Genomic DNA, 25,048 nt, shown 5'->3' with positions numbered 1-25,048 from the left:
TGCTAAAAATCGAATAAAGACGTGATAAAATCGGGGAGAGGAAGAGTGGAGAAGGGGAAAAACCCAGATCCATCAAGCCTTTCCCCTGTTTTTCTATCAAGACATTATTCAGATTATAATAAAGTTGTGATACAAAAAGTTGAGTCAAAAGTGGAGGAAAACACGGTTTTGTAGCATGACTTTATTTATGAGGGCAACGGTGGAATGCGGGTTTGAGGGCTGTTTTTTAGCAGGGGTTTATTAATTATGAACATAGTAGGGAAGAAAAAAGAGAAAGTTAATTTTCTCTTTTTTCTTTTGGGAAAAGGGAATAGGAAAAACCGACTGTGAACCCAATTAACCTGGCAGACAAACCTCTATTGAATGCAATTTAACTTTACTTTTTTTATTTTATAAACACAAATAGACCGATTAGATAAAGAGATATATAATACTTGGAGATAAAAAACCAGTTTAAGAGAATAAATTATATGATGAGTTCGCCCACTGACTTACCTTTAGAATTTTATGGGGACGGGACTGATGTGACTCATCAATTTACACTTTTGTCAGGTGTGTATAAATTTCAATTCACTACAGAATCGTCTGGTTATTTTACTGTAAAGCTTTACGACCCCAAAGGAAATCGGAAACTACTATTATTGAAACGACTAATGGATTGCATGCAACAATTGAGAATTTGGAAAAAGACAACTCATATATACTTAGTGTTAATGCAGAATCAAAATGGAGGATCATATAGACGAAGCTTGTAAAATAGTCGAGCACGGAGAAGATATTCTGAGAACGTGTCTTTCAGAATAATTAAGTTATAGAGATTAAATTGAAGAAAAGAGAGATATTATGTCAGTAAGTAAAAATAAATCATGTCCTTGTGGTTCAGGGAAAAAATATAAAGTCTGCTGTATGGAAAAAGATATTGTAAAGATTAAAAGGTTTGAATTTCAACAGCCTACTTTAAATAGTAGCGATAGTAGATTAACTCATAAATATGTTCATAAATTTACTTTTGAACCTCTTTTTAAGGAAGAAGCTATAATACCTAATCATCCTATTCCTAAGGGATTACGATCATTTTGCTTATATAGAATTGAGCAGATTCTAAAGGAATTAGGCAAAAGCCAACCAAACGACCGATCATTAAAAGCATTTTACGGAGATATATATTGGTTGTTTTATAAAGATATTAATAAGTTGGAAGACAAAATTAATGGTATTAAAAATGCTACTAATGTAGTTGACTTTATGGAATTTGAAAATGAAGGACTAACCAATATTGAACAATATATTGTATTAGTAAAAACTATTAGTGCTTCTCTACTTGATTATGCTTTCAATACCGTAGATTACGGTGCCTTAAAAGTTGTTGCTACATTTTGTAGAGAAATATTGTTAAATGGTTTGTCAGATGATAAAAACATAGGGTTAATTCAATTGAAAATTGATACTGGTGATAAATTAGTTGGATGGGAATTTGTGGAATCAAAAAGCAACAGTTCGGAAATATTATATGAATTTCTAAGCATGGATGTATTATACAACGAATACCAAAAGATCAAATTGAAGCTAAATGGATTTTCTGATACCTCTCATAAAACAATTGCTTCAGCTATTACACAAGAGGGTGCGTTAAAGAAATCCAAAGACCTTATATCATATACAGGATTAGCAATGAATTATTTTGGTGTACTTGAGCAGGAGTTGCGAAATATAGTTTATAAACACGATGGGAATTTAGCAAAACATAAAATGATGTGGAGGGACTTGGCATTATTTTATAAAGAAAATACCTTTCCAATTCTATCTAAGTTCTTGCCTGAGATTGGAAAGGAGCTGGTTGAGTTTAATGGAATGAGAAATAAGTCCGCTCATGGTGAGTTTATCTCTTTTGAGGAATTTAATAAATTAAAGTCATTTGTTTTTAATAATAGAGCATTTGACTATATGAGTTGGGAGTTAACGGGCGAAATACCAAAGATAAAGAAAATGGGGCTTGTCGAAACAGAAATTGTGAATGATGACGGAGAAGTTGGGACCAAAATGAACTCCTTTAATAAAAGTGTTGAAGAAGTAGAAATTATAAAGAAGGAGGGGGAGGGAGTTGAACTTGAAGAATCTGAAGAAAAGTCAATAAGTACGATAGTGAAAGATATTCTAAAGGAACTAAAAGAGGGTAACGGAGTAAGCGTCCCACATTATCAGGGTGGAAAAATTACTTTCGATAAAATAGGATTTGATGAATATAAAATTATTCAGTATAATTCTCTCAATTATAAAGTTGGTAGTAAAAAAATGAAGCATAATGAATTTGTTAAATTTCTCGAAAAGGCCTTTATTCCTTCACATTAACTAAGCTGAAATATATGTGGATAGATTCATTCTCAGAACAGATAAACATGATAATGAAGAGTTTACCTTTTCACCAACAAACAATTCCTGTCCTTCCCAATAACTGTTTCTGACTAAATAACTGTCCCAAAACCACATAAAGACTGGCAAATGCTCTGACCTTTCCTCAAGCATTTCCCAAGTCTTTTTCTCTGTCTTTCCATGCTCTTCTTCATGCATTCTCCCAAGCAAAAACCGAGGCGTATCCAAGCTTTTCTCAAGCTCTTCCTCAATTCTTTTCCTCAGGCTCTTTATCCCTAATCCCTGTCTTTCCCTGCCCTTCTGTAGAAAGCAATCAAAGTTTACAAAAATCCTAAATATTCCACTTAAACATGTTTTTCCTAAGGGCCGAGCGAAATACAGGGATCCACTCCTGTTTTACCTCGGCTCGATTCTCTTCTTCATAAGGTTCGAAAAACCCGAAACCCCTTGATAAATCTGGATTTTCTTTGATTTTTTGAAGAAAAAACAGGAGTATATGAAGTAACAGAGGATACACAGCGAAAAGTAGAGTATCAAAATGGCATGGAAAGAAACGGTGAGGGACTTGAAAAAGGAAGAGGAATAAAAGTAGGGGATGAAAGAAAAATTGTAGTTGACTTGTCATAACTGTTTACAGACAAACAATGTATTTTAGAGAAGGTCCAAGTTGTTGCAATTTTCAAGGAATTGTAAGAGAGACTTATACAAGTCAGAAGAGCAAAATAAAAGAAACTGGAATTCAGAGTCTTAAAAACTCTTACTGAACATACGCTATAGAAATCTAAGTGAAGTTATTGTTTCTCAAAAGGTGAGGCAAGAGGTAAATTAAAATTGTACTGGGTTTTAATAAAAGAGAAAGCAAATGAGAATAGGCTGCTGAGATAGCCTATTCTCAATTTTAGAAAAAAACTAATCGAGAAAGTAGTGCTCATCTTCTTTATATCCAAGTTCCTCCATGAAGTTTGAAACATTCTTACGTTGTGTAGACATGTCTTGCCCAAGTTCAACTTTAGATAAATACTTGTGAGATAACTTATAAGTTGTTTCCACGGTCCGATTCTGTAATATCACTTGGCTAATATCATTTATAGTAGTAGGATTGGTTCTTGCAATATCAAATAAATAAACTCCAATTGCTTGAAGATACGGCTTGCTCCCCAGTTTCTCTTCTCTCTCTATCATATCAGGAATATTTCCCAAAGATTCAGTTATTAATTTAATATGAAGATCAGAGCCAATATTGTATAGAGCTTTTAATTCGTCAATTAGTAACTTATGGGGAATGGCATTATTCAGTCTTCCAATAAGACCCGACAAAGGATCGTCAAACATTTCATATGTATCCAGTGATACAGTGCCTGGTGGTCTATAAAAGACTAATAAATGTCCAAGTTCATGTGATTCGGCTTCTAATTTTTCTGCCTCTGTCAAATAATCTAAAATAGCAATTTGCCATACCTCTCCGTGTTTCATAAGCCTCGCTGGACTTTCAGTGGATAAACTATACTGGAGAGCGTCACTTTTTTTTATAAATAGAACTTCGTACTTACACAACTCACTGACATCATTGCGAAGTTGTTCTATGTTTATAAGATTATTAGTCTTCTTGCTCATACACTAACCCCCCCAAAAAAAAAGTTATGATGGTAAATTTATTAAAAACAATTGTGTCAATGTGGTAACGTTAATGAGTTCGACTGATAGTCTGAAGGAAGGTATTTACTGCTTTATAGTTAGGAATATTGTACCATAATTATATGTCTCTGATTAGGTCTGGTTCGTAGAAGAAAGAATAGTATGTATCCGAAAGAAGAAGGTTAACGATAGAGTTAGTTAAATGCGAAAGGTGAGATTAAGACGGTAGAATTTATATTACAGTTTGGGTGGAGTCATGAAATTAGATGAAGTTACATCGTATGTCTGGAGAAGTTCAGTTGAGTATAAACTTGGCAATAAAAATTATTGGGATGAAAAAACATTCCTACGCAAATGGTTTGAAGATTATTATCCAGGCTCATGGGAAAGGCAAGGGGCAAGTGGGCTGTACTGGTTTTTGTTAAAAGATAAAACAGTTCAGGATTTAGTTGCGGTAAAAAAACCCACAGATTTTCCAAAAAAGGGATCAAACATCTCGAAGATCTCAAAAGAAAACCAGTTTATTTTTCAGGAAAATTTGTGCGAACCTGATGAAGACGGGTTCCTGGTAATATACAATGGGCACGAAAAAAATGTATTTGCAAGGATAAGATCACATATTGCATTAAATAATGATGCAACCACTGCCATAGGCTTTGGAAAGTATAAAACGTTGTCTAAGTTTGATTTGCGAGTTAGAGTATTTCATAATAAGTTCCCTATGGATGATTTAGATGAAGAAGATAGGCAGTTTATTAAGAGACTATTGGAAAACAAAAGCGGAAGAACAGCAATTGAGCAGTATTGGAGAACACAAAATGGATGGCCAGTTCTCTGTAAAGAATAAGCAGTAAGAGTGGTGTTAAAAGAAATATTAAGTATTAGAATTGGTGAAAACGTGTCTTTTCGGAATAAATAAATTTAGATATACGTTAGTTTTAATGACAAGACGGTTACGAGGTAAAATATGCTTTGAATTTCTTTACGGATGGGAGAGCATTAATGAAGAATCTTAACGGAACAGCCTTCTTATTTCTTTTCGATTCAAACTATTTAAGAAATAATATTGATTATAGACATACTAATAAATTTAATGATGAAGTTTCTGAATCGTTGTTTAAGACTCATAAAGAACTTATAGATAATATGGGAATCCTAAAAGGTGAAATGTTATTAGATTTTTTTTGTAAGAATACAGTAAGTATTAAAGGTGATAAGAACAGGATGTCCATCTCTCAGTCCATAGATGAAGATCTTTATGCTATTTTATTACTCAATTTAGTCGATAGCTTATCAGATAATTGGCATACTTTTTCACGAAATAGGTTTCTGAACCTCGGTATCAAAATTACGCACATTTCTTGTGTTGTAATTACCAATGTAACTCTCAGCCATGCAAAAAAAATTGATGATCAGCTTCAAGCACTTGAGTATTTTATTGGTGCCGCAACAACTGATTATGGAAATCCACTACATTCCACGTTGTTTTATGAGTATTTAACTCGCTCAGTCTATACAATTAATAATGAAATTTTGTATAGCGATGCAATGGATATTGTTAATTGGGACTCTTATTATCCGAGTTATACAATGAGATACGTAGAAGATTTCGTTTTTGACAGTACTGCACGTGATATATGGAAAGAGAATCTATCAGTTGGTGGGCTGGAGTCATCCCACATTATTATCAACAAGGTTGGAAATTATCATCACGTTAAAGTGGGGCATGCGATTATTCGTGCAGTATTTGAGGGTAAGATTGATAGGGAATTTGAGTTAGAGATAAACTACCCTAACGCTGAACTTGCTATAGTTATACCTCGACAGAAACTTGAAAAATATGCTTTAGACCTCGCTCATCCTGAAGGGGGACCTAAGGCTAAATATTTCAAGGATGTATTGTCCATAGAACAGCGGGATTGGAGTTATATGGAAGAGCAAATAAGGCTGGGAATACATGAGGGAGAAGTATGTGGCATAAAAATAGATGAACACGGCATCAAATATTATGCAGATATTGGAGTTACTGGACTGAATGGCGTGAATAAAGTTATAAGAACTGCTTGGATTATTCGTAAGAATGGACCTATTCAACTAACATCTGTATATCCCTTGGATTTGAAAGAACAGTTTGATGTGAATTATGAGATAAGACCACTATTAGCAGTTTCAAAAGAGAATGAAAAGGAGGGGGGAGATAAATGGGGTGAGATATACCGCTTAGCTAATCAGTCAGGTGAATTTTATGCATCTAAGTGTATACCTACACCCGTCTTTGTAAGTGGTACTACCGAGCCTATGCGTGACGGACTTTTTGGATGGGCATATGTCGTTCTCTATGATCTGAATCATGAATTTGTTTCTTGGCTAAAAAATAATAGAGTGGGTTCTTCTTATGAGAATAATTATCTGATCAACATTGATAAGAAAGGGCGTTACGAAGAATCTGTGGCTTTTGCAGAAGGCTTTTGTAAAGTATTAAAATCCAATAGAATCGATTGTGAAATCATAAAGCATTTAGACTAATTGATTTGAGGAGCTTTCCAAAATTAGTTAGTGTGATATTGTTCATTACACAAGAGGTTTTTAAGGGGAATTGTAGTGTATGGGTAAGTTTCTGTTGAAATCAATTGATAAGATGTATTTTCACCATTTGAAGTTTGGCTATTGGATGTTATAACCATTTAAATGAGAAGTATTCAACCAAAGTCCTCACCCCTGAAAACCGTCCCCTACTATGTAGACTTCCATTTCAGTCTGCCCCTCCGCACTCAAAGTCTGCCACTGATCACTTAAAGTTTACCACTAAGCCTACGAATTTCAGGTATCACCACCCTGATATTCGCTCGGCTTTTTCTCATTTGAGCAGGCTCTTAGGGAACAGGGAAGAGTGGATAGGAAGATCCTCAGCCCTCAATCCTCAGCCCGTATCTCTCTGTAATACCCTGTCCCGATCCTCTGTTTCCTCAATCCTTTTCTCAGCCATCAGCCCAAAGGATAACGGCTAAAAGCCTTGATACATAAGGATTTCCCTTTTTAATGCAATGTCTTCTGCTCGATCTTTTCCCCGATTTATTTCTCAACCTGGTGTGATGATTGCGATTCTCCAGCGGCTGTTCCCAGTCATTTTCTCGGTCTTTTTCTCTGCTGTTTTTCCTCGATTTTTTGTGTTTTGGGCAGTGATTTTGCGGGTTTCAGTGGCAAACTTAAATTGCTTTAGGGATTAGGGTTAAGGGAGAGGGAAAGGCTGGGAAGCCTTGTGGGGAGCGGGAGGGGGGATGAGGGGCAGACTATAATAGCTGGGGACATAGTAGGGATTTCAATTGTAATTGTCGGAATCTGAGAGTGTTTTCGAGGTTGGGATTCGGATAAAGGGGAAGAATTGTCTTCAATCCAATTACGGATGTAATCACTCTATAATTATCAAATGATTAGACATCGGTTACAGCCAGTAAATTTGCTAAAACCATACTGCAAGATTATGTGATATGATTCCTTTGTAACTAACCCTATCTCGGGAGGTCCAACAGAATGACTGTTGATACAATAGATCTGAAGTTTGCAGAAGAGTTCAAACGCTACTTAACGGAGACTTACAATAATCCCAGAGTTATCAGTGATTGCCTATCCAGATGCAGAAGAGTACAAAAGTATGAAGGAGATCTTTTGGGGCATTTTCAAAGTAATGAGGGTCGGCTCCTATTAGAGCGTTTAACCTGTACACTTGATGATGTTAAAAGATGTGTGACTCCAATGCACTCTATTCCGATAAAGGGATCGAAGGAGTTTAAGTCCATTTATGAAGGAACACAATCATTAAATCATGCAATTAGCAAATACTTTGAGTTTTTGAGTAGACGGTAGTAGGGGGATGCAAATTAAGGGATTAGTTCATTTTCGGATGAGACAGATGTGAGAAGCTAATGAACCCACTGTGATGTACTTCCAACTCATATCAAAGCTGTGACAACAAGCCGAGCTGATTTTTAGGTGGTATACTCCTAACTACATTCGGCTTTTTTCATTTCTCTCAAATTATTTTCTCGATTGTTTTCCACGATTAATAATACGATGATTCCATGCCAGCTGTGGCTTTTTTCGATTTAATTCATCCCCGAACCTCTCTTCCATTTCCACCCTTCCCTTGGACAATAGTTCAAACGTGCTCGAACATTAAAGTGGTAGTAAGCCCTCTACAATCTGCGTACAATCACATTATCTATTACTAAGAAGGAGATGATTGAATTGTACGGACATCAATTTTACCAGTTCCCGAATTCGATAAGGGTCGAATACTTGAATAAGGAATTGCAGTCTGGTCGATATGATACGCTGGAAGAATTGGCGGCAGAAATATTCATAGACATTGAGGATTTGAAGGAAGAGTTGAGAGTGGGAGGTTATTACTTTGTCCATGAATTGAATCGGTTTGTCAAAATAGAGGTAGAGCAGGTAGGGTGAAAATTCGAAATCACGTACTTTCTTTATAATGAGCTTTGGTTTTACCGAGATAGAATAGAGAGTGGACATCAAGAGATTTATTAAGGAGAGAGAATGGACATGCTCATAAACAACGATGAAGTATCTAAAGACAGTATCAATGAGAATAAGAGTTATAGTGCCTATAGATGAAACATTTTATATATATGAGTTTCCTGGAGAGGGATTATTCGAATCAACTACAATCATCCAAGGACTTGAATTTGCAAGTTTTGATTCTTTGAAGAAGGAATTGGACAATTAATTCGGGATTATTAGTTTTAATGAGGATGAAGTGGATGATGAGAAGTTGGTGCTAAATACAAAACTGAAAGAAAAAGTCATAGCTAAAGATGAACAAAAATGGATTGTCTGCAAGGAAGGAGTTTATGGCTGGAATATGGATTTCACCAAGTTTGAGTACAATTATTATGTTGAATTCAGCGGGAATACAAAGCGAATTAAATTTGTGCAAACACCAGAGGATAGAATTCTTTACTAAGGTGATACAGCAATTCTAATAAAGGAAGGGCAGTATCAAGTCTTCTTTAAAGAAGAACTGAAGATTATTAGTCCTGATGTTCATATTGAAGTATTTACGATAATACAAAGATACACGAATAGACGAATTGAACTTCCGAACTGCCAGGGATCTTCCATACGTATGAATGCGATCTGTTGTTGAATGATTTTGATAACGAATTAGACATTGAATAATCCGAATGAAATGAATCCGTTACTTAGCCTATATCGAATTCAAGAGCCGAGCTGAATCAGTTATTTACCTGATTTCACTCGGCTTTTCTATTAATTCTATTTCTTACTCGATTCATCTCCCGAATTCTCAGACCATTTGCCAGTCGTGACCATTCTCACATTAAATGGTGGAAAGTTATAATCCCCTTTACGATCGAGTGCAAATCCCTATAATTATAATTCGGCGTGTTACTCTCATGGTCATGATGAAACAACGCCTTCCCATCTATTGAAACCCAATCATACGAAAAACCCTCATTAAGATGTTCGTTAACAAATAGCTTGGTGTCGTCGATAAAAATAATCGTTGCCCTCTGAATCTCCTCCGAACTCGGCTCGCCTGTCTCGTCTGTATTTTTCACTGACTTTATGGCCCGAGCAAATTCTTTTGTTAAGCCGTCAAGATCGGTCAACTTCTCCAACCGTTTTCACTCCCTATGTTTGATTGGTTAGATTATGTATGTTATTTCAATCAAAAAGCAAGGTGGGGTTCGGATTTATTTTCTATGTGGTTATATTTGTAACCAAATCCAGTTTTTATTGACGAAACCAACTTGCTTGTGTATGTTCATAACAAGCAAGTCTCCAAGCTTTTTTAGAAATGGGGGATTAATGATGCATCTTCCAAAAGATTATTTGGACGACATTTTAGTGCGTATGACACATCATTCATGTGCAATAGAGAGCAACACCATCACGCTAAGTGAAGCTATTTCCATCCTACTTTATCGAGTGATTCCTGGCAAAATTTCAGTTCGTGAATTTTACGAAATAGAAAATCATCGGTTAGCTTTTAAGTTCATTTTTGATAATATCGATCAAGAACTTACGATATCATTAATCCAAGACATTCATTCGATTCTAATGGATAGACTTCACCATGAACAAGGACAATTCAAATCAGAACATAATGCATTTGTAGGAGAGAAATTCTCTACTGCCTCTCCAAAAGAAATATCGTCCCTTATGTATCAATGGGTTCAAGAGCTAAACAACCAGATTAAACAAGTGAAATCACCTGATGATATTATTTTCTCAATCTGTTCCAGTCATATTGAATTTGAACGAATTCATCCATATGGGAATGGACGAACGGGTAGATTAATTATGATGCATCAGTTTTTGCAAAATCAAATTTTGCCCCTTGTTATTATAAAAGAGCACAAGCAAGAGTATTTTCATTTTCTCGATAATCAAGATGCAGAAGGATTTGCTGTGTACGCTAAAGCAACTATAGATAAAGAGCAACAGCGATATAATGCATTCCTAAATTCTCTTTCCAAAGAGAGAGGTGGAGAGACTAATGGAAAAAAAGGAAGATAATTTTGACGATGATTTCGATGATGGTATATATGCGGTCCCAAGACCGAAGTGCCTGCCGCAATACAGCATACGCAGAATTGCACAGTAGATGGAGAAATATAAGATAGGAGGTCCGTTAAGTGAAGATGAGTTGAAACAATTCATGATTGAGCCGAGAGGATTTATTTGCAGACAAGTCAAGACGACGACAATTATAGCTTCTCACTTATCCATATCTGGCTTAAAGGTAGATATGTCGTCCTTGAAGAAACATGAAAGTAGGAAGCAACGGGATACTGAATATAAGGAGAGGAGCGATGTCTATGGTTAATTATTATGATCATCAGCAAACCGTTAAAGAGTGCCTATTAGCATTTATGCGGCAAAAGGGTTACTCAAGGTTAACGTTTTCAAAATTAACGAATATACCCAGGAGAGCTATTAATCAACTAATGCTTCAGGGCGGGGGAAATATAGATAAATCGGAATACAATGCTTATATTGTGCAGATCAATCAGACATTTAATTTTGCTGAGGACTACTTACTAACAACGAGAGAAGGTGTAAAGTCGTCGACAATTTCTTCGGTAAAAAGCGAAAGAAGCCCAGAAGCAGAAGAGGCGCATTTTGGACTGGAATGTATCTTGGACATCTATTCGATGTATATCAAATGAGTATTACGTAAATCTTTGATTGTTAGGGATGTGCCCGATTAAATGCTGAGAGAAGCACTATCAAAATGTATCTGCGGTGAGCAATCATTTCTGTACTTCGTTAATGAGCGTGGTAGGGTCGGCAAAATAATAATTACCGTGATTGAAGTTCCCCTTTATATTTGCTCTAAATGTGGTGAGCAATTTTCAAACGGTCCCGACAATATTCGCTTTGCAAAACAAGTAAAAGAGGCGGTGGAAATGGGAATAAAAAAGATACGGTTTTAAAGATGTGAGAAAAGCAGAAGCCAAGGGGGAGGTTGGGATGCCCGAATTTCACATGGCTGAGGACTCGCTGAGGCGGGTCCTTTGTCTTTTTGATATCACGTTGGAAGTGGGTTTTGTTCACCAATTCGTTAAAAAAACATAAAAAAAGCGTGTGAAAAGAAACCACTGATACATGCCTGTACAAACCATAAATGTGGATATATAATTCGTTCATAACGTCAGGTATTACATAGAATGGAGAGCTTTGTATGAGAGAATTAAGTTACTACAGGAAAAATGAAACGGGTCTATTGGCACAATATATGGATTCCATTATTGATGCATCTGGTTTGGTGAAAGATATCGATTTCGATATTGTATCAATGATAGTGATGGACAACGAATTTGATACATTTTCATTGGGTGGCTTTCTTGGGAGCACAAGCAATAAAATATTCAAAAGTAGCACTGGTTTTTTGGAGCAAGCCAAGAATGTTATTAAAGAACAGGGTAAAGAAAAGGATTTAATGTGGGTGGCTCCAACTCAAAATGTAGTCAGAGACAATGTTAAGTTTTATAAGATTAAGGGTGGTATCGATTATGATTTAGCGGCGGAAGTCGGCTTAGGAGTTGTTTCGTATAAGGACGAGTTTATGATTTACTCACCGCAAGGAAACGACGACCCAATGGATGTAGTACATGAAATGATTAAGTTGAAGGTATATCTTCAATTGATGCATCCAGAAAACGTGGATATGAAACTTAAAGAATCGTTTGATAAAAATGCTCATTTAATACAATCCTTAATGCTTATTAACCATTGCAAACACATGGATCGATTGGGGGATATTTTATCTTATGATGGGGGCATTGCAAAGGAAACAGAAGAAAAGTTGGAGAAACCCAAATTAAACCGTACAGAGCGTATCACGAGTGGGGATATCCTATACATTCTCACCTTTTTAAACGGAAGAAAGGTTGAACGCTACGAGGCATTAAAATTCTTAAAAAATGTTGATGATTGTATCCTTGACGATGTTCAGAATGGTTCCCTAAAAGCGATTTATACAGCATCTAAACAGAGTTTTTTTAAATATGTCAATTCAAAATACACTAAGCTATTAGAAAATAGAGATATAAGAACTTTTCAGGAATTAGATGATTATGCAAATCAATACGTAATTAATCATTTCTGAATGTCGGACGAAAAATATAGAAAGTGAGAAATGTAGTTGCTGGACTGTTACAAGTCTGCACTCCATTACGTCAAGTTTGCTTCAGCGGATAATATGCATGAATCCTTATCATGAGGGGTGACAGCAGGATATTAAAAGAAGTTGGGACCATGATTAAAGATGCAATAAAGATAATATATCTGGAGACTTCACTTTACATGGAGGGGATTTTCTTATGGAGATAACTGATGGAATAGGTTATTCCCAATCAGAGATTAATTTAAGATTTGACCACGGCTTTATTGTTAATAAGATAATGAAATTTGAGGCTAATTTCCAAAGAGATGAATTAGCAATACTATTATTTAGAAAAAAGAATGAATTTTTATTTAGGGATAAGTTATCCTACCTAATTCAACAAGATATTCAGCACTATAACTATATAGTGACCCCAGAATGGAAGGCAAAGAAGTGGGGGCAATGTGATGGAAATCCATCATTTGATGTGGCAATATTAAAAGAGAAATCGGTTGAGCAAGGGTATCACAACCATCAATACATTCCTCACACATTAATAGAAATCAAAAATGCATATTCTCCGTTTATTTTAGGATACGAAGCAAGTGATAGTATATGGAAGTACAAAAATGGTGGGGGATTAGCTTCTGACATTAAGAAAATGTGTGATGCCAGAAGGGGGCACGCAGGCATCGTTGACTTTCATGCAATTCTTGCAGTCAACTGTCCTCGAAAGCATCGTTCAGAAAAGTATCGATTTATTGCTTCTGATACCCCCAATTATACGTCATTAAACAAGCTAATGATTGGTTATAAAAATGACTTTAGTAGAATAATCGAAGATTTAACAATTAAACTTCATGCTGAGGCGGAAAAGTTCAATCCTACTGACATTTCGTTTGTAACACTCTATGGTGGTCAAGCCTATGAAAATGAAATGGACATTGTATTCATGATACTTTCCTTTTAGACTGCATTTGTAGATAAAAGAAATACTTGTACCTTAACCAGATCTAAACTATACTATTTCTAACATCATATAATGTTCGGGTTTGTCAGAAGCACCGCAGTTCTCCTTTCATAAGGGGATGTTGCGGTCTTTTTGCGTTTCCGAGACAAATTGGAGGATAGAGATTATGAAATGCTGTACTTTTTGCTCGAAAGAGGCTGAGAAGTTGTTCAATCACATGACGCATGATATAGGGTCGCTCTGTCTTAATTGTTACTTGAAATTTCAGGGGTCATGTGCGGTGTGTAGTGAAAGTCCATGCCTGATGTAGTTGCATGAAGGGATTAAATACAGAGTGGAGTCAAAGTTCATCGGCTTGGGAGAGAAAAATAATATTGTATTTGATGGTTATTATGCAGAAATTCGTCGTGGTTTTCCATAAATGATGGTATGAGATGGCAGGAATAACAGTGGATCGGGAAATTGAGTATATGATAGGTAAGCGTTGATTAATACCAATCACAAACTAAGTCACAACCCCCAATTATTTACGGAGATTATGGAGGTAGCCTATAATAGAACGATAGGGAATAACTGGAGTAGGGAGAGTGGGGACATGACTTTAAAGGATAAGATCATCAGTTATCTGAAAGACAAGGATGGCTTGACCGATCGTGAAATTGCGAATGGGATATTGGGTTTAAATGAGCCTCAGCAGGCAGTAAACCAGGCATGCAGGGCTTTGGAAGGCAAAGGGTTGATCAAAAGGGAAAATCGTAGAGATGGATTAATCGGCAACTACTTAGTGACTGAGGGCATGCATTCTGTGCCAACTCCAGTCGTTAAGGCAAAGCAGATGACGGTGGAATTCTCGGTATTTAAAGAAGATAATCTCAAGCAGATTTTGAAGGACTACTTACAAGCAAACGGTTGGGAAACCCAAATAGCTTGGGGGAAGACGCCTGGAATCGATATCTATGCCAATAAAGGAACAGAAAGATGGATTATTGAGGTCAAAGGGTTAGGATCCTTGAGTGCGATGAACGTGAATTACTTTCTTGGTGTACTGGCTGAAACGCTTCAACGAATGGATGATCCGAATGCAAAATATAGTATTGCATTACCCGATGTGAGGCAGTTCCGTAATCTTTGGGGTAGGCTTCCACTGTTAGCAAAGAAGCGAACTGGAATTACAGCAATATTCATTGATGAGCAGGGTAATATCGATGAAAGTGAAAATTAATGCTCCTTCTTCAGTTCTGCATAAATAAATATCTATAAAAGATTGTTCAAAATATCAAGTTGATTTGTAATTCACCATGTCAGACAATCCCAGAGGTATGACACCGATTCCCTTCTATGCTTGGTATTTTGCAGATTGCGTATGTTTCTTTACAGTCGTTTTACGTTCAAGATTACAATTAACGCCTTCGCTTTGCACTATTCTAATGATTGATTGGCAGTCATCATGCGGAAGCCTCATACATAAGATAGATTGCATCCAACGTACTAAATACAACAAAGCATCGATATACGAGGATCATCTTCACTGAGATGCATATTCGTCATATTAATTGATGTTAACCATCCAAGTCAGGTACCGCACAACACTTTAATGCGGTAAACTACTGGAATATTATTCTTCTAAATAAAAGCTTTTATAAGGGAGTGATACGAATGAAGATGGATGCGGTATTTGATCTAACAAAGAAGTACAGATATTTGCTATCTCGTGAGTGGGATGCTTCTTTGCCGAGGTTGTTATACGTCATGTTAAATCCCAGCACGGCAAGTCATGAAGAGGAGGACCAAACCTCTAAACAGTGTCTTTATTTTGCCAAAAAGTTTGGCTTTGGATCGTTAGAAATCGTTAATCTATATGCTATCATTTCAACAGATCCAAATCAGCTCAAATTCGTGCACGATCCAATTGGTGATGAGAACGATAAATTCATTCTTGAAGCCGCAAGTAGAGCAACGACAATTATTGTTTCTTGGGGAGAAAAGCATTTTATCAATCAACGGCATAATAAAGTTGCGAGACTTCTCACCTCCAAGGGACACCAACTACACTGCTTGGGTATAGCTAAATCAGGTCATCCAAGACATCCCTCCCGCATGAGTCATAGCATCGAATCCCTGACTTTATATTCAACAGACGATTATTTGAGAAAATTGCATGCACCTCAGAAAGTCATTTCGTTAGTGCCCACTATTATGAACAGTAAATTGAAGAGTCCAGATGGATATGATCCAGTTACAGGATCCGATTATGATTTTCACAAGGATGTAATGGAGGATTGAAATAATCATTTGTGTTGATATGGTTTACATTGTAACAACATCCAAATTTTTGTTGACTGGCTAAATGCGATATATTATTCTCATATGGAAAGTGATAGGTGCTCGGTCATGGATGACTGGGCACTTTTTTATAAAACTTCATTTTAAACGAGGACAAAGATGATGGCTAAGGTAAATCGGAAACCTAAAAAGGATTTGAAACACGAAATGCAGACAAGAAAGATAGGACAAAGAGAATTAGAAATGACGCAAGAAGCATTATGTCTGTTGAGAAATCATAAATATCTGGTTCTTGATTGTTATTTGAGAAGGAAACGAGGAGGGAAGGGAATTGACTGACGAGATCCAGCAATTAATAGACATTCATGATCGAGCTTCTGCTAATGAATACCTTAGAAGGAGAGATGAACGTAGGCGTCGGCTTATTGCTTCTCGTATGTTGCAGTTGGGTGAGCGTGATCATAAGTATATCAAACAAATTACTCTTTGCCGTATAGAAGAAATTGAAGGATTAAAGACATACCTGACGATGGAGCAAGTAATGCATGAGCTTGGGTTATCAGAGATGAGTTTGAAAAAATACATCCGACAATGTGGACTAACTGTTTATAATCGAATGATTCCTCGATATGCGATTGAACTTGCGAAGGATTCTGTTTATGGAATTCTGATGCAGAAAGAGTATCAGGATAAAAAGTTGAAAACACAAACCCAAGAAGAATACCTTCTTGAGATCGAAGAACGAATTGCTGAGTATGAGGAAATGTTTTTAGGAGGATTTTGGGAGTTATATGGGCATTTAACTGATGAAGAGTTAGATTTAATGGACGAAGGTATGGAAATTAAGGCTTGGAAAGTCTTAATTGAGGAGTTGCGGGAAATTCAATCAAGAATAGGGGAGTGAGATACGATGCGAGCTAAGATCGCACCTATGGGGAAAAAGAGAATCACACATCTATCGAATAAGTCAACGACAAAGATATTTTCCGAATTGACGTCGATGAATTGGACCGATCAAAGGCTTATTACCTTCAGAAAGTATGGAGGTTTCCGATACAGGTGGGTCATTCCTTCAACTTTTATAATTTGAGGTGAGTAAGATATCTAATTATACTTGTCGTTGCTGTGGATACATTACTTTAGAAAGTGAGATTCATGATATTTGCTCCATTTGCTGGTGGCAGGATGACCCTGCTTGCTGGAATGACCTTGACGCAAACGGAGGAGCTAACGGAAGCACATCGCTAAGACAAGCTCAAAAAAACTATATTGAGTTTGGAGCTTGTGATGAATGCATGCTTGACCTTGTACGTGCTCCAAGTATTGATGATGTTCGGGACCTTAAATGGAAACCATTTGAGGTCAATAGGTAATGATATGCACGCTACTACGAATTTCTCTAACCCCATCGTATTTATTTCTCCCCGCCCTCTCGCTATAACATAGGAATTCAAAAAAAGCAGTAGGGAGCTACTATGGATTTCTGTTTCCAAGCACCAGGAGAGAGTCGAGAGATATTTCGAAATGGATGAGACTCATTTGAATGATTTAGAGCGGCAATCGTTATGCTTATCCTCTCCTCGGGATTTCCCTGATCAGTACGTAGTCATCGGAGTCCCAATCCCATATAAATACTCCTTCCCTACAAACTAAGTGATCTTTCCATGGATAAAGCTCATCATCACAGGACGGTTCCCCATCGCTGTCGAAGCCTGTTTCTAATGCCTTCTTCTGTTCCTTAATTTCCTCCCGCAGAGCTTCGATACTTGCTAATTCAAGATGATTGATAATTGTAAGCACTGCTACAAGTCCTTCCCTGTTATCGCCGTACATATATTTCATACGATCATTATCCACTTTTGCTTGATTTTGTAAGCAATGATTTCTCCAGGCATTAAGTTCAATTTTGTTATTCATTTTGAATCTCCTTTGATTTTTTTTTTTTTTTGATGGTTCTCATCTTATTTCAGAAGAGGTAGTATCCTCTACGATCTCATATTCTCCTTTTAATGTGTGTACAAGTCCCAACTTAATAGAGTAAACTGTCGTGTTGTAGTGGTACATTTCTCTGAAGGCATATAGTTTGCCGTCTTTTTCGTAAAGGTCTGTGGAAATGGTCCTGAATTTTCGGTTGTATTTAACCTTACCGATCTCCTTATATCCCTTGTCTGCTAATGCTTGAGAAGCAAAATAATAATACTTACTGTCGTCAGTTTTTATAGTAATTGTCTTCATGGTGTTCCCCCCCCCCTCTAAGTGTAGTAAAGGGTCGTAATTGCCCTCTATAGTATCTTATGCACTTACTTAACTATGATAATTAATCATCAAATGATAAGTAGAGAGCATTGGTCGAATTAGGTTTGACCACTTCTCTGCCTTGATTGATTCAAAAATTTCCACCATGGGTATTTTACCTTTCTGTAATAGTAGTACCATATTAAACGATGAAATGAGGTTCAGGTTGCACCCCCCTTGAAATTTTTTGGGAACTGATTGATTGGAAAAAAATACTAATAGCCGTCTTTTTACTTATAGTAGATTAAGCGTAAGCGTATAGAAGCTCATTTTAGGTCATGTTTTGTTCGAATTCTGTGTTGTTCAATGCCAGTATAATGAAGAGAGGAAGGCAATCGAGATCTAAATGTCAGTTGGCAAAGGTTTTGTGGGAAATCCGTCAAGAATTTCGAAGTTGATAAGAAAATGTTCGAAGATAAGGTGAGTACGAAGAAAGGGGCTTCGTTATTAGGTATGGCTGTGCCAGTCTAATTCAATCAAACATATACTTGAAAGCCATAGTGCTGTATGTATTTTGTTGCAAAATAGAGGCTGATTTGAATGCAGTGATGGATTCAAAAAGCAATAAGGTTATAACAGTAACAATATTACATTTTTATTGACTATCCCCCATTTCCAGATTAGTATTTACAATGGAATAGTATAGGGGAGGTGATCGGGAATGACTCCGATGCGTAGTAGTGTATTTAAAAATAACTCAATAAGAATCGAATGAACCACTTAGTCGAATGGCGGCTAAGTGGTTTTGTTTTTAATGGAGTTTTGTAAGCAACATTACGGAGGTGAAATCGTTGAAATTCGTGTTGGGGAGATTGAAGGAGCGGCAATTTATACAGAATACTGTGATTATGGCGGTGGCGGATCTAACCATGCTTTCGGCAGGAGTTATAATCGGCTACTACTTTAAAACGATGATGATTTAAGGACGGGGGAGAGGTAGAACGCATGGTTATAAAGTGGGTAGACAGTTGCTAATTGTATATATAGTTGTGATGACAGATGAACAAAAGAAGGCTGTCAGAGATGCTGTTATGGATTTGGACGATGATGAGTTTCTGATTCTGCTTCAATATAATCAGGCAATCTATGGAGATAAGAAAACTGGCAGGGTCGTTATCAGAGAGGTTATGAATTATTTTTGAAGGGTAGGAGGGAAGAATGCATGGGTAAACGATTAATTAAGGATGAAATCAGTTGGGAGTTGGGACAGGCATACGGCATGACGAAGGCTATCCAAAGATTTATGGATCATTACTTTGACCAGCTAAAGGCAGAGTATTTCAAGATGTTGCGGGAGATAAATGACCTGGATTTGGTTGATCAAATCAACGATGTCATATATACAACAAAACCGACACGAGATGATTGCATGTTAATGCTAAATTTGATTCATCAACAGCATATGGAGCAGATGAAGAGGAATCGAGAAGATAGTCAAACACCATCTGAGGATGCCAGCAAAATGACGAGAGGGGATAATGGTATGGGGAGTAAAGTGAGTGATCTTGTGCCAGAGCTTGAGTAACAGGAATTAGACGGAGAACCTTGGGACATCCATACGAGCGGTGAGCATAAATGGGAATTGTGGGACGGAGTAGCCCTTTAATCCTGATGGAATCGATAGGGATCGTCTTACTGTCTGCTTGGTATATAATATGGGGATACGACACTTTCTTGAGATATTGTATGCGGAGTCAAGGAGCATATTGAAGGATCTTATAGAAGCTGAGAACACAGACAGGGATAAAATAAACAATGTTATAATATGCGTAGAGTTGAAACCGCCAGGATATTCGATGTGATTGGCGGCTTTTTTTATACAGATTGGGGGCTGGAATGTTGAAGTGGGATGAGGATTTCTTCAATCAATATATGGATGATCTTCAAATGCATTTGTTTGGGGGAATGAGCTTAGCAGAGATTATTGACTTGGCTAAAAGAGATCACCATAGAGCGAGGCGGCTACTCAATCTGCATATCTTACGGAACAGAGTAGTATTTCACGATTTCTATAAGAGGCGTGAGGAGCTTGGGATTCAATCCATATTTGATCAGGGCATTTCAGCTCTATTTCATGAGATGGAGAGAAGCCCTGTAAAGCACGAGATCGTTAAGGTACTTGGAATCGAAGAAAGCATGATTGAAAGTAAGGTGGGAAAATATGAGCTTAAAGAGTTTCAGAAAGATCTCTTGGCATACGGAATGTACTGGAGGAAAAGGAAAGGCGACTTAGCCAACCTTAGACAAAAAATCCAGGATGAGAGGAATTTTGGGGAACTGGATTAGTAGTTATGCAGATATTATGACCATATGCATAAGACATTCATAACAGTTATGAACAAGTGGAGATGTATTTATGTGGGAACGCTTCATTCCTTTATGTATAAGTTAAGATAAAGTTATGAGGATGTATGAAACAGGTATGAAGATGTACGATCAATTGTGAACAATTCTAATCAAATGAAGAAGTGACTGTATTTATACACAGTATCAAACAGATTAGCCTGTGGGTGAAACCTTAGTAACTAATCCCTGACTCCACTATTTTACTGATTAATATTTCCCCTCAGTCGATACGGTGTGTGAGATTTCATTTAGACAAGCATTGTTTACGTCTCGAATGCTTGTTATAATTAAACCGAACGTAAGTTCTTATAAAGGGGTGGAGATCTATATGCAGTACCGAGTCACACGAGACAATAATATATTCAGTAATATTCAGAAGCATGCCTCCAGTATCAGAAATGGAGAGCGTGCTTTTTTTATATCGTTGTGATGAGAACGGTATAGGAATGAGTATTTGAAATGAATTTTAGGTTATATGGAACCAAATCATGACAGGGCGTGCTTTATTTTGAATGTAAACAGTATGCGAGGGGGAGTGAGGGCAGTGAATATAAAATATCCTGAGTTCTCATGGAGTTTGAGCCGCCATAAGACGTTATCCGAGTGTGCCCGTCGCTACTACTTCAGTTACTATGCCTCTCCCATTGGAAGACGAAGGAATGCGTTCAACCTCCAAAAGCATGCTTGGAGACTGAAGAATCTGCAATCACTGGCAATGGTCTTCGGCTCTTCAGTGCACGAACAAATACATCGAATTGTAAATTCATTAGATGAACTGAAGGAACTGCCTCTACAGCTTGAGATTATGGCGAATATACGCTCAGACTTGAACAAATCTTATTGTGATTCAAAGTACCGCCAGAATCTATGGTTAGAGATGCCGAGTGATTATTCGATTTTGTCTGAAATCTATTTTGATGGTGAATTATCGCTTGAAGCAATTTCGGATTATCAACAAAGATTGCCTGATATAGTTCACAATCTAATTTCCTGCAATACGGTTAATGACTTGTTTCAACGGCGGAAAGATACGGAGTTGATAGCGTCAGAACGGTTTAGATTTATTGAAGTTAGGGGCGTTAAGGTTTGGATCGTAATGGATCTTTTGTACAGGGACTTGGGGAATGGAAAGTATGTGATAACTGATTTCAAGACTGGCAAGAGAAGTGAAAATGATCGAACACAGCTCGCCCTTTATGCCAAGTTCGTAAAAGAATCATTCCAGATCGGCACTGAGGATCAGATTGAGCTTCGGAACGAGTATCTAAACGATGGTTCATTTGTTTCATTCGCCCCAAAACGCTACGATTTTGAAAATATTGATTATCTCATTCATACCAGCATCGATTGGATGCAGTCTTACTTACAGGATATTCAGAATAATGTGCCGCTCGAAATGGAGGCGTTTGAGCAGACAAAGTACGAGCCAACGTGTAGGAGCTGTCAGTTTAGGGAGCTGTGTGGGAAAGCGTGAGCATTCTAAAAGTTGTATCTGGACGTTCGCTTTTGTAAACCTGAATGTTATTGCATCAATCCCTGAATGAAAAAGTTGTATCTAATTTACCTTCTATAAGGAAGCAGGATGAAATTCAGTACAACTTTTAGTTTTGATCAGAATTCTGGAGTAGATTTCCCAAGAGATTTTCATTGAAATCAGGAATTCAAATGTTGCCTAATACTCCAAGATGATTGAATTCTGTTGTCGTAAGACAACAGCTAAGATGTTACTGTATTGTCCCTTGAGTAATTGATAAAAACAATGTCTCAATAAATGAATTGTTGATATAAACACCAAAGGAGATTGCCATTCTTCAACTGGTAATTCATTTGTTAAACGTACAAAGACAACATCGTCTGCACTCATCAAAATTTAGATAACTGATGCTTCAAGTGTTATTGAAACGCAGGTCAATGCTTATGATAAAAGGTTCTACAGAACAAAGGATTCTCACTACGAGGAAAAGCAGAAAGGAGCCATTTAAGAATGGTAGATGACAAAAAGAAAGACAATACAGCTTCAGGTTTAGCAATTGAGGAAGGCAACCACGTAGGAGGGTATGCAATTTCGGAGAGCTTCGGAATCTTGATTCGGCACTACAGAATGAAAGTAAAAGATCTATCCTTGAAGCAACTGGAGGAAATGAGCCAAGTGTCAAGCTCGTACATCAACAGACTTGAACGAGGTGAAAAAACATCACCAAGCTTACCCGTTGTATTTTCATTGGCAGAGAGCCTTGAGATCCCGTATTCCGTCCTAATGGCGACTATCTTCCAAAAGACAGACGACAAAGAGCAAGGACAGCCATCAATTTCAGACGTGCTGATCCAAAGTAACTTTGCCTTAAACGACCAAGCACTAAGCAAAGAAGCACGTTCCATTCTGATAACGATTAACGAGTTTCTGGTTAATTGCCAATGGGATGCTGGAAGTAAAGTGAAGGAATTGTACATGCTGTCTGAAATGCTGGATGAGTTTAAATCGGCTATATAAAGGATGAGTAAGGGAGGGAAGGCGTTGTCTTCCCTTTCTAAAATGATGGAGAGTGATGTTGAATGAGTAAAAACGGATCCGAGAAAGAGTTTATTCTAACCCTTTTTCTCCTAAAGTATCCCGAATACCTGGAGGATCTCATTGGACAAAAGTTAGAGCTTGCAGAGGCAGAGGTTCCGATTGGCAGACGCAAAGTGGATTTGTATGCGATAAATGTATCTCGGAGATTGCCGATATTTATTGAATCTCAAGTTAACCAATCTGATCAACGTCACTTAGAGAAAGTGCTTGAAATATTAGATGGAACATCGGAGGGAACAATCATCTGGATTGCTTCAGGATTCAATGAGGGTTATCTTCAACGAGTTAGATCATACATGAAGAGTCATAAACACAAGTACATCGATTTTTACGCCTTGCGTTTACATGAACAAGCCATATTGTGGGCAAGTGATCTTAACAAGCTACACAAGCTTGAAGTGTGGGGAAAACTACATTGCATAAGAGATTCGGCGTATCCGCCACTGGAACTGTATGACTCTTATTCACAAGTTCCGTCAACTCATACTGGGCGGATAATAGTGAAGACAAAGTATGATTTTAAGCGGACGGAGGATGTGAAGCAATACATGCTTGAAAAGCTAAGGGGATACGTACCCCACTTAACCAATGTATGGAAAGCTAAGAAGCATAATAGTCACGATTGTCAGCTCTCACTTGGAGGTGGTCGCAATGGTGTTAATTTCAAATTGAGTGCTCATAATAAATATGGACAGGCATCGATTTATCTGCATTTTGATCAATCTCAGGCGGAGTTGTATCACTCATACGAGAGTAAGATTCAAGAGCTTCAGGCAAATATACACCCTGTACTCGTTGCGAAGGATCGAAAAATAGGATTAGGATTTCACCCGCAAGATGAACTGGACGATACTATCAGAAGGTTGGCCAATATACTTGAAAGGATGCTAAAGGTGATGGGACCAGAATTGTATTGGGGGAAATAATGTTGTCATCAAACCGCTTAACAAGCGGTTTTTCTTTTTGGGATGATCCTGTATAATAAAAAAGTAAGAGTAGAGTAATAATGAAGTATAAGCAGATTTTGTGCGAGGTGGTTAATTTGGAACTGAAACTTTTTTATAAAACTCAGAGGGAACTCGCTACGGCGTTAAACGAGATCGTTGATGCTTATTGGGATAATACCGTAAGCGAAGATTCGCTAATGCAGAGTGTGTCGAATATGTACATAAACAACCCGAACAAGATTATAAAGCAAGAACAGTTTACAACGATACTTAAACAACAATGCGGGAAGCGACGATTGGAGGTTATCGAACGGGTACTATTAATGACTGGAATGATGAAGGATCAAAATACTATTGTTGTAAAAGCAGGGAGTTGAGTTATGTCTACAGAATTAGAATATAGTGCTACATTAACAGGGGCTTCATTCCTATTTTTCGAGTTCAAGCAGGTCGTAAGTCTTAAAGTGCAGGGCTTAAATGAGCAAGAGATAAGGGAAAAGGTACTATCAGAGAACTTATTTCAGTATCAGGTCAGTGCAAGCCTTAAAAGAAGCATACCGTCGGTAATACGGAGGACAAGCATTCTCGATGATACATTATGTCGGTTGGTGCTGGAGCATTCGCTGGAGTCGGGAAAGATTATCAACCTTTATGCCATAATGAAAACAGACAGGCTCTTTTATGAATTCATGAATGAGGTCATTCGTGAGAAGCTTGAATCGAATACCTATTTATTGGAGAAGAAGGATCTTAATCTTTATTTTAACTCTAAAGCGGAGCAAGACGAAGGTATTGCTGGATGGACGGAACAAACCGTTACGAAGCTAAAGAATGTCATCCAACGAATCTTACTTGAGTCAGGTGTGTTGAAGGACAAGAGGACAGGCGAGTTAAGCAGGATTATGATGGATGAACAGTTGAAACAACATTTGATCCAAATCGGAGACATTGCTTATGTTCGAGCAATGGGTGAGGTATAG

General features: G+C 37.3%; 27 protein-coding genes. 22 read left to right on the top strand and 5 right to left on the bottom strand.

The genetic code is table 11. The annotated features are described in order from the left end of the window. The first annotated feature begins 843 nt into the window (after nucleotides 1–843). Nucleotides 844–2,349, top strand: a complete 1,506-nt coding sequence (locus AB3N00_RS14350; protein WP_274359470.1) for an SEC-C domain-containing protein — start codon at nucleotides 844–846, stop codon at nucleotides 2,347–2,349. Here AB3N00_RS14350 and AB3N00_RS14345 read toward each other — a convergent pair whose 3' ends face one another. Together AB3N00_RS14345 and AB3N00_RS14340 are read right to left on the bottom strand one after the other, a co-directional pair. After that, entirely contained in the window at nucleotides 2,350–2,568 is a 219-nt protein-coding gene (locus AB3N00_RS14345; protein WP_413035088.1) for a hypothetical protein, read from the bottom strand. Nucleotides 2,569–3,279: 711 nt separating this feature from the next. Then, entirely contained in the window at nucleotides 3,280–3,984 is a 705-nt protein-coding gene (locus AB3N00_RS14340) for a hypothetical protein (RefSeq protein ID WP_274359471.1), read from the bottom strand. Nucleotides 3,985–4,261: 277 nt separating this feature from the next. Here AB3N00_RS14340 and AB3N00_RS14335 point away from each other — a divergent pair, with 277 nt between their 5' ends. The 4 genes from AB3N00_RS14335 to AB3N00_RS14320 all read left to right on the top strand — a co-directional run bounded on the left by AB3N00_RS14335 (nucleotide 4,262) and on the right by AB3N00_RS14320 (nucleotide 8,986). Then, complete coding sequence (locus AB3N00_RS14335; protein ID WP_274359472.1) at nucleotides 4,262–4,852, top strand: hypothetical protein; 591 nt, start codon at nucleotides 4,262–4,264, stop codon at nucleotides 4,850–4,852. A 155-nt stretch (nucleotides 4,853–5,007) separates the two neighbouring features. After that, nucleotides 5,008–6,531 carry a DUF6883 domain-containing protein gene (locus tag AB3N00_RS14330; protein WP_274359473.1) on the top strand — a complete coding sequence of 508 codons (1,524 nt, stop codon included), beginning with the start codon at nucleotides 5,008–5,010 and terminating at the stop codon, nucleotides 6,529–6,531. A gap of 1,719 nt (nucleotides 6,532–8,250) precedes the next feature. After that, nucleotides 8,251–8,466 (top strand): hypothetical protein, encoded by a 216-nt coding sequence (locus AB3N00_RS14325; RefSeq protein WP_274359474.1) that lies wholly within the window; start codon nucleotides 8,251–8,253, stop codon nucleotides 8,464–8,466. A gap of 313 nt (nucleotides 8,467–8,779) precedes the next feature. After that, the gene (locus AB3N00_RS14320) at nucleotides 8,780–8,986 is read left to right on the top strand and encodes a hypothetical protein (protein WP_274359475.1); all 207 of its coding nucleotides are present in this window, start codon (nucleotides 8,780–8,782) and stop codon (nucleotides 8,984–8,986) included. A gap of 370 nt (nucleotides 8,987–9,356) precedes the next feature. Here AB3N00_RS14320 and AB3N00_RS14315 read toward each other — a convergent pair whose 3' ends face one another. Continuing rightward, nucleotides 9,357–9,662, bottom strand: coding sequence for a hypothetical protein (locus AB3N00_RS14315; protein WP_251582657.1), 306 nt, complete (start codon nucleotides 9,660–9,662; stop codon nucleotides 9,357–9,359). 193 nt (nucleotides 9,663–9,855) lie between these two features. Between AB3N00_RS14315 and AB3N00_RS14310 the strand changes: the two genes are divergently transcribed. The 9 genes from AB3N00_RS14310 (at nucleotide 9,856) to AB3N00_RS14270 (ending at nucleotide 17,281) form a co-directional block, all read left to right on the top strand. After that, complete coding sequence (locus AB3N00_RS14310; RefSeq protein ID WP_413035087.1) at nucleotides 9,856–10,563, top strand: Fic family protein; 708 nt, start codon at nucleotides 9,856–9,858, stop codon at nucleotides 10,561–10,563. A 296-nt stretch (nucleotides 10,564–10,859) separates the two neighbouring features. Next, on the top strand, nucleotides 10,860–11,216 hold the full coding sequence (locus tag AB3N00_RS14305; RefSeq protein WP_274359478.1) for a hypothetical protein: 357 nt from the start codon (nucleotides 10,860–10,862) through the stop codon (nucleotides 11,214–11,216). A gap of 42 nt (nucleotides 11,217–11,258) precedes the next feature. After that, nucleotides 11,259–11,483, top strand: coding sequence for a hypothetical protein (locus AB3N00_RS14300; protein WP_274359479.1), 225 nt, complete (start codon nucleotides 11,259–11,261; stop codon nucleotides 11,481–11,483). Nucleotides 11,484–11,731: 248 nt separating this feature from the next. Further along, on the top strand, nucleotides 11,732–12,658 hold the full coding sequence (locus AB3N00_RS14295) for a hypothetical protein (RefSeq protein WP_274359480.1): 927 nt from the start codon (nucleotides 11,732–11,734) through the stop codon (nucleotides 12,656–12,658). 214 nt (nucleotides 12,659–12,872) lie between these two features. Next, the gene (locus tag AB3N00_RS14290) at nucleotides 12,873–13,625 is read left to right on the top strand and encodes a hypothetical protein (RefSeq protein ID WP_153976912.1); all 753 of its coding nucleotides are present in this window, start codon (nucleotides 12,873–12,875) and stop codon (nucleotides 13,623–13,625) included. Between the two features lie 595 nt (nucleotides 13,626–14,220). Continuing rightward, a complete protein-coding gene (locus AB3N00_RS14285) occupies nucleotides 14,221–14,847 on the top strand; it encodes a MarR family transcriptional regulator (RefSeq protein WP_274359482.1) in 627 nt (208 codons plus the stop codon). Nucleotides 14,848–15,281: 434 nt separating this feature from the next. Continuing rightward, nucleotides 15,282–15,908, top strand: a complete 627-nt coding sequence (locus AB3N00_RS14280) for a DUF1643 domain-containing protein (RefSeq protein WP_274359483.1) — start codon at nucleotides 15,282–15,284, stop codon at nucleotides 15,906–15,908. Between the two features lie 331 nt (nucleotides 15,909–16,239). Beyond that, entirely contained in the window at nucleotides 16,240–16,812 is a 573-nt protein-coding gene (locus AB3N00_RS14275; RefSeq protein ID WP_274359484.1) for a hypothetical protein, read from the top strand. A 196-nt stretch (nucleotides 16,813–17,008) separates the two neighbouring features. Further along, nucleotides 17,009–17,281, top strand: a complete 273-nt coding sequence (locus AB3N00_RS14270) for a CPCC family cysteine-rich protein (protein WP_274359959.1) — start codon at nucleotides 17,009–17,011, stop codon at nucleotides 17,279–17,281. Nucleotides 17,282–17,477: 196 nt separating this feature from the next. Here AB3N00_RS14270 and AB3N00_RS14265 read toward each other — a convergent pair whose 3' ends face one another. After that, nucleotides 17,478–17,825: a hypothetical protein gene (locus tag AB3N00_RS14265; protein ID WP_274359485.1), complete on the bottom strand. Its 348-nt coding sequence runs from the start codon at nucleotides 17,823–17,825 to the stop codon at nucleotides 17,478–17,480. Between the two features lie 39 nt (nucleotides 17,826–17,864). Next, nucleotides 17,865–18,143 (bottom strand): hypothetical protein, encoded by a 279-nt coding sequence (locus tag AB3N00_RS14260; protein WP_274359487.1) that lies wholly within the window; start codon nucleotides 18,141–18,143, stop codon nucleotides 17,865–17,867. A 1,052-nt stretch (nucleotides 18,144–19,195) separates the two neighbouring features. Here AB3N00_RS14260 and AB3N00_RS14255 point away from each other — a divergent pair. The 8 genes from AB3N00_RS14255 to AB3N00_RS14220 all read left to right on the top strand — a co-directional run bounded on the left by AB3N00_RS14255 (nucleotide 19,196) and on the right by AB3N00_RS14220 (nucleotide 25,048). Further along, on the top strand, nucleotides 19,196–19,345 hold the full coding sequence (locus AB3N00_RS14255; RefSeq protein ID WP_413035086.1) for a hypothetical protein: 150 nt from the start codon (nucleotides 19,196–19,198) through the stop codon (nucleotides 19,343–19,345). A gap of 20 nt (nucleotides 19,346–19,365) precedes the next feature. Then, on the top strand, nucleotides 19,366–19,728 hold the full coding sequence (locus AB3N00_RS14250) for a hypothetical protein (protein ID WP_274359490.1): 363 nt from the start codon (nucleotides 19,366–19,368) through the stop codon (nucleotides 19,726–19,728). Between the two features lie 314 nt (nucleotides 19,729–20,042). Further along, on the top strand, nucleotides 20,043–20,489 hold the full coding sequence (locus tag AB3N00_RS14245) for a hypothetical protein (protein WP_413035085.1): 447 nt from the start codon (nucleotides 20,043–20,045) through the stop codon (nucleotides 20,487–20,489). A 604-nt stretch (nucleotides 20,490–21,093) separates the two neighbouring features. Further along, nucleotides 21,094–22,023 (top strand): PD-(D/E)XK nuclease family protein, encoded by a 930-nt coding sequence (locus tag AB3N00_RS14240; protein WP_274359492.1) that lies wholly within the window; start codon nucleotides 21,094–21,096, stop codon nucleotides 22,021–22,023. A gap of 510 nt (nucleotides 22,024–22,533) precedes the next feature. Next, entirely contained in the window at nucleotides 22,534–23,040 is a 507-nt protein-coding gene (locus tag AB3N00_RS14235; protein ID WP_095288522.1) for a helix-turn-helix domain-containing protein, read from the top strand. 62 nt (nucleotides 23,041–23,102) lie between these two features. Further along, nucleotides 23,103–24,047, top strand: coding sequence for a hypothetical protein (locus tag AB3N00_RS14230; RefSeq protein WP_413035084.1), 945 nt, complete (start codon nucleotides 23,103–23,105; stop codon nucleotides 24,045–24,047). Between the two features lie 107 nt (nucleotides 24,048–24,154). Beyond that, on the top strand, nucleotides 24,155–24,445 hold the full coding sequence (locus AB3N00_RS14225; protein WP_249281071.1) for a TIGR04540 family protein: 291 nt from the start codon (nucleotides 24,155–24,157) through the stop codon (nucleotides 24,443–24,445). A gap of 3 nt (nucleotides 24,446–24,448) precedes the next feature. Next, on the top strand, nucleotides 24,449–25,048 hold the full coding sequence (locus AB3N00_RS14220) for a DUF1819 family protein (protein ID WP_274359494.1): 600 nt from the start codon (nucleotides 24,449–24,451) through the stop codon (nucleotides 25,046–25,048).

Source organism: Paenibacillus xylanilyticus (assembly GCF_047246825.1).
Classification (GTDB): domain Bacteria; phylum Bacillota; class Bacilli; order Paenibacillales; family Paenibacillaceae; genus Paenibacillus; species Paenibacillus xylanilyticus_B.
The sequence above is the reverse complement of the archived record's forward strand: the minus strand, read 5'-3'. Positions and strand labels throughout refer to the sequence as shown.

Excerpts from the sequence above, each read along its gene's own strand:
- AB3N00_RS14340 (WP_274359471.1), bottom strand. The coding sequence starts at position 3,984 with ATGAGCAAGAAGACTAATAATCTTATAAACATAGAACAACTTCGCAAT.
- AB3N00_RS14255 (WP_413035086.1), top strand. The coding sequence starts at position 19,196 with ATGACAGATGAACAAAAGAAGGCTGTCAGAGATGCTGTTATGGATTTG.
- AB3N00_RS14310 (WP_413035087.1), top strand. The coding sequence starts at position 9,856 with ATGCATCTTCCAAAAGATTATTTGGACGACATTTTAGTGCGTATGACA.
- AB3N00_RS14345 (WP_413035088.1), bottom strand. The coding sequence starts at position 2,568 with ATGCATGAAGAAGAGCATGGAAAGACAGAGAAAAAGACTTGGGAAATG.
- AB3N00_RS14230 (WP_413035084.1), top strand. The coding sequence starts at position 23,103 with ATGAGTAAAAACGGATCCGAGAAAGAGTTTATTCTAACCCTTTTTCTC.
- AB3N00_RS14290 (WP_153976912.1), top strand. The coding sequence starts at position 12,873 with ATGGAGATAACTGATGGAATAGGTTATTCCCAATCAGAGATTAATTTA.
- AB3N00_RS14305 (WP_274359478.1), top strand. The coding sequence starts at position 10,860 with ATGTCTATGGTTAATTATTATGATCATCAGCAAACCGTTAAAGAGTGC.
- AB3N00_RS14285 (WP_274359482.1), top strand. The coding sequence starts at position 14,221 with ATGACTTTAAAGGATAAGATCATCAGTTATCTGAAAGACAAGGATGGC.
- AB3N00_RS14260 (WP_274359487.1), bottom strand. The coding sequence starts at position 18,143 with ATGAAGACAATTACTATAAAAACTGACGACAGTAAGTATTATTATTTT.
- AB3N00_RS14300 (WP_274359479.1), top strand. The coding sequence starts at position 11,259 with ATGCTGAGAGAAGCACTATCAAAATGTATCTGCGGTGAGCAATCATTT.
- AB3N00_RS14330 (WP_274359473.1), top strand. The coding sequence starts at position 5,008 with ATGAAGAATCTTAACGGAACAGCCTTCTTATTTCTTTTCGATTCAAAC.
- AB3N00_RS14350 (WP_274359470.1), top strand. The coding sequence starts at position 844 with ATGTCAGTAAGTAAAAATAAATCATGTCCTTGTGGTTCAGGGAAAAAA.
- AB3N00_RS14250 (WP_274359490.1), top strand. The coding sequence starts at position 19,366 with ATGGGTAAACGATTAATTAAGGATGAAATCAGTTGGGAGTTGGGACAG.
- AB3N00_RS14280 (WP_274359483.1), top strand. The coding sequence starts at position 15,282 with ATGAAGATGGATGCGGTATTTGATCTAACAAAGAAGTACAGATATTTG.
- AB3N00_RS14295 (WP_274359480.1), top strand. The coding sequence starts at position 11,732 with ATGAGAGAATTAAGTTACTACAGGAAAAATGAAACGGGTCTATTGGCA.
- AB3N00_RS14335 (WP_274359472.1), top strand. The coding sequence starts at position 4,262 with ATGAAATTAGATGAAGTTACATCGTATGTCTGGAGAAGTTCAGTTGAG.
- AB3N00_RS14265 (WP_274359485.1), bottom strand. The coding sequence starts at position 17,825 with ATGAATAACAAAATTGAACTTAATGCCTGGAGAAATCATTGCTTACAA.
- AB3N00_RS14220 (WP_274359494.1), top strand. The coding sequence starts at position 24,449 with ATGTCTACAGAATTAGAATATAGTGCTACATTAACAGGGGCTTCATTC.
- AB3N00_RS14235 (WP_095288522.1), top strand. The coding sequence starts at position 22,534 with ATGGTAGATGACAAAAAGAAAGACAATACAGCTTCAGGTTTAGCAATT.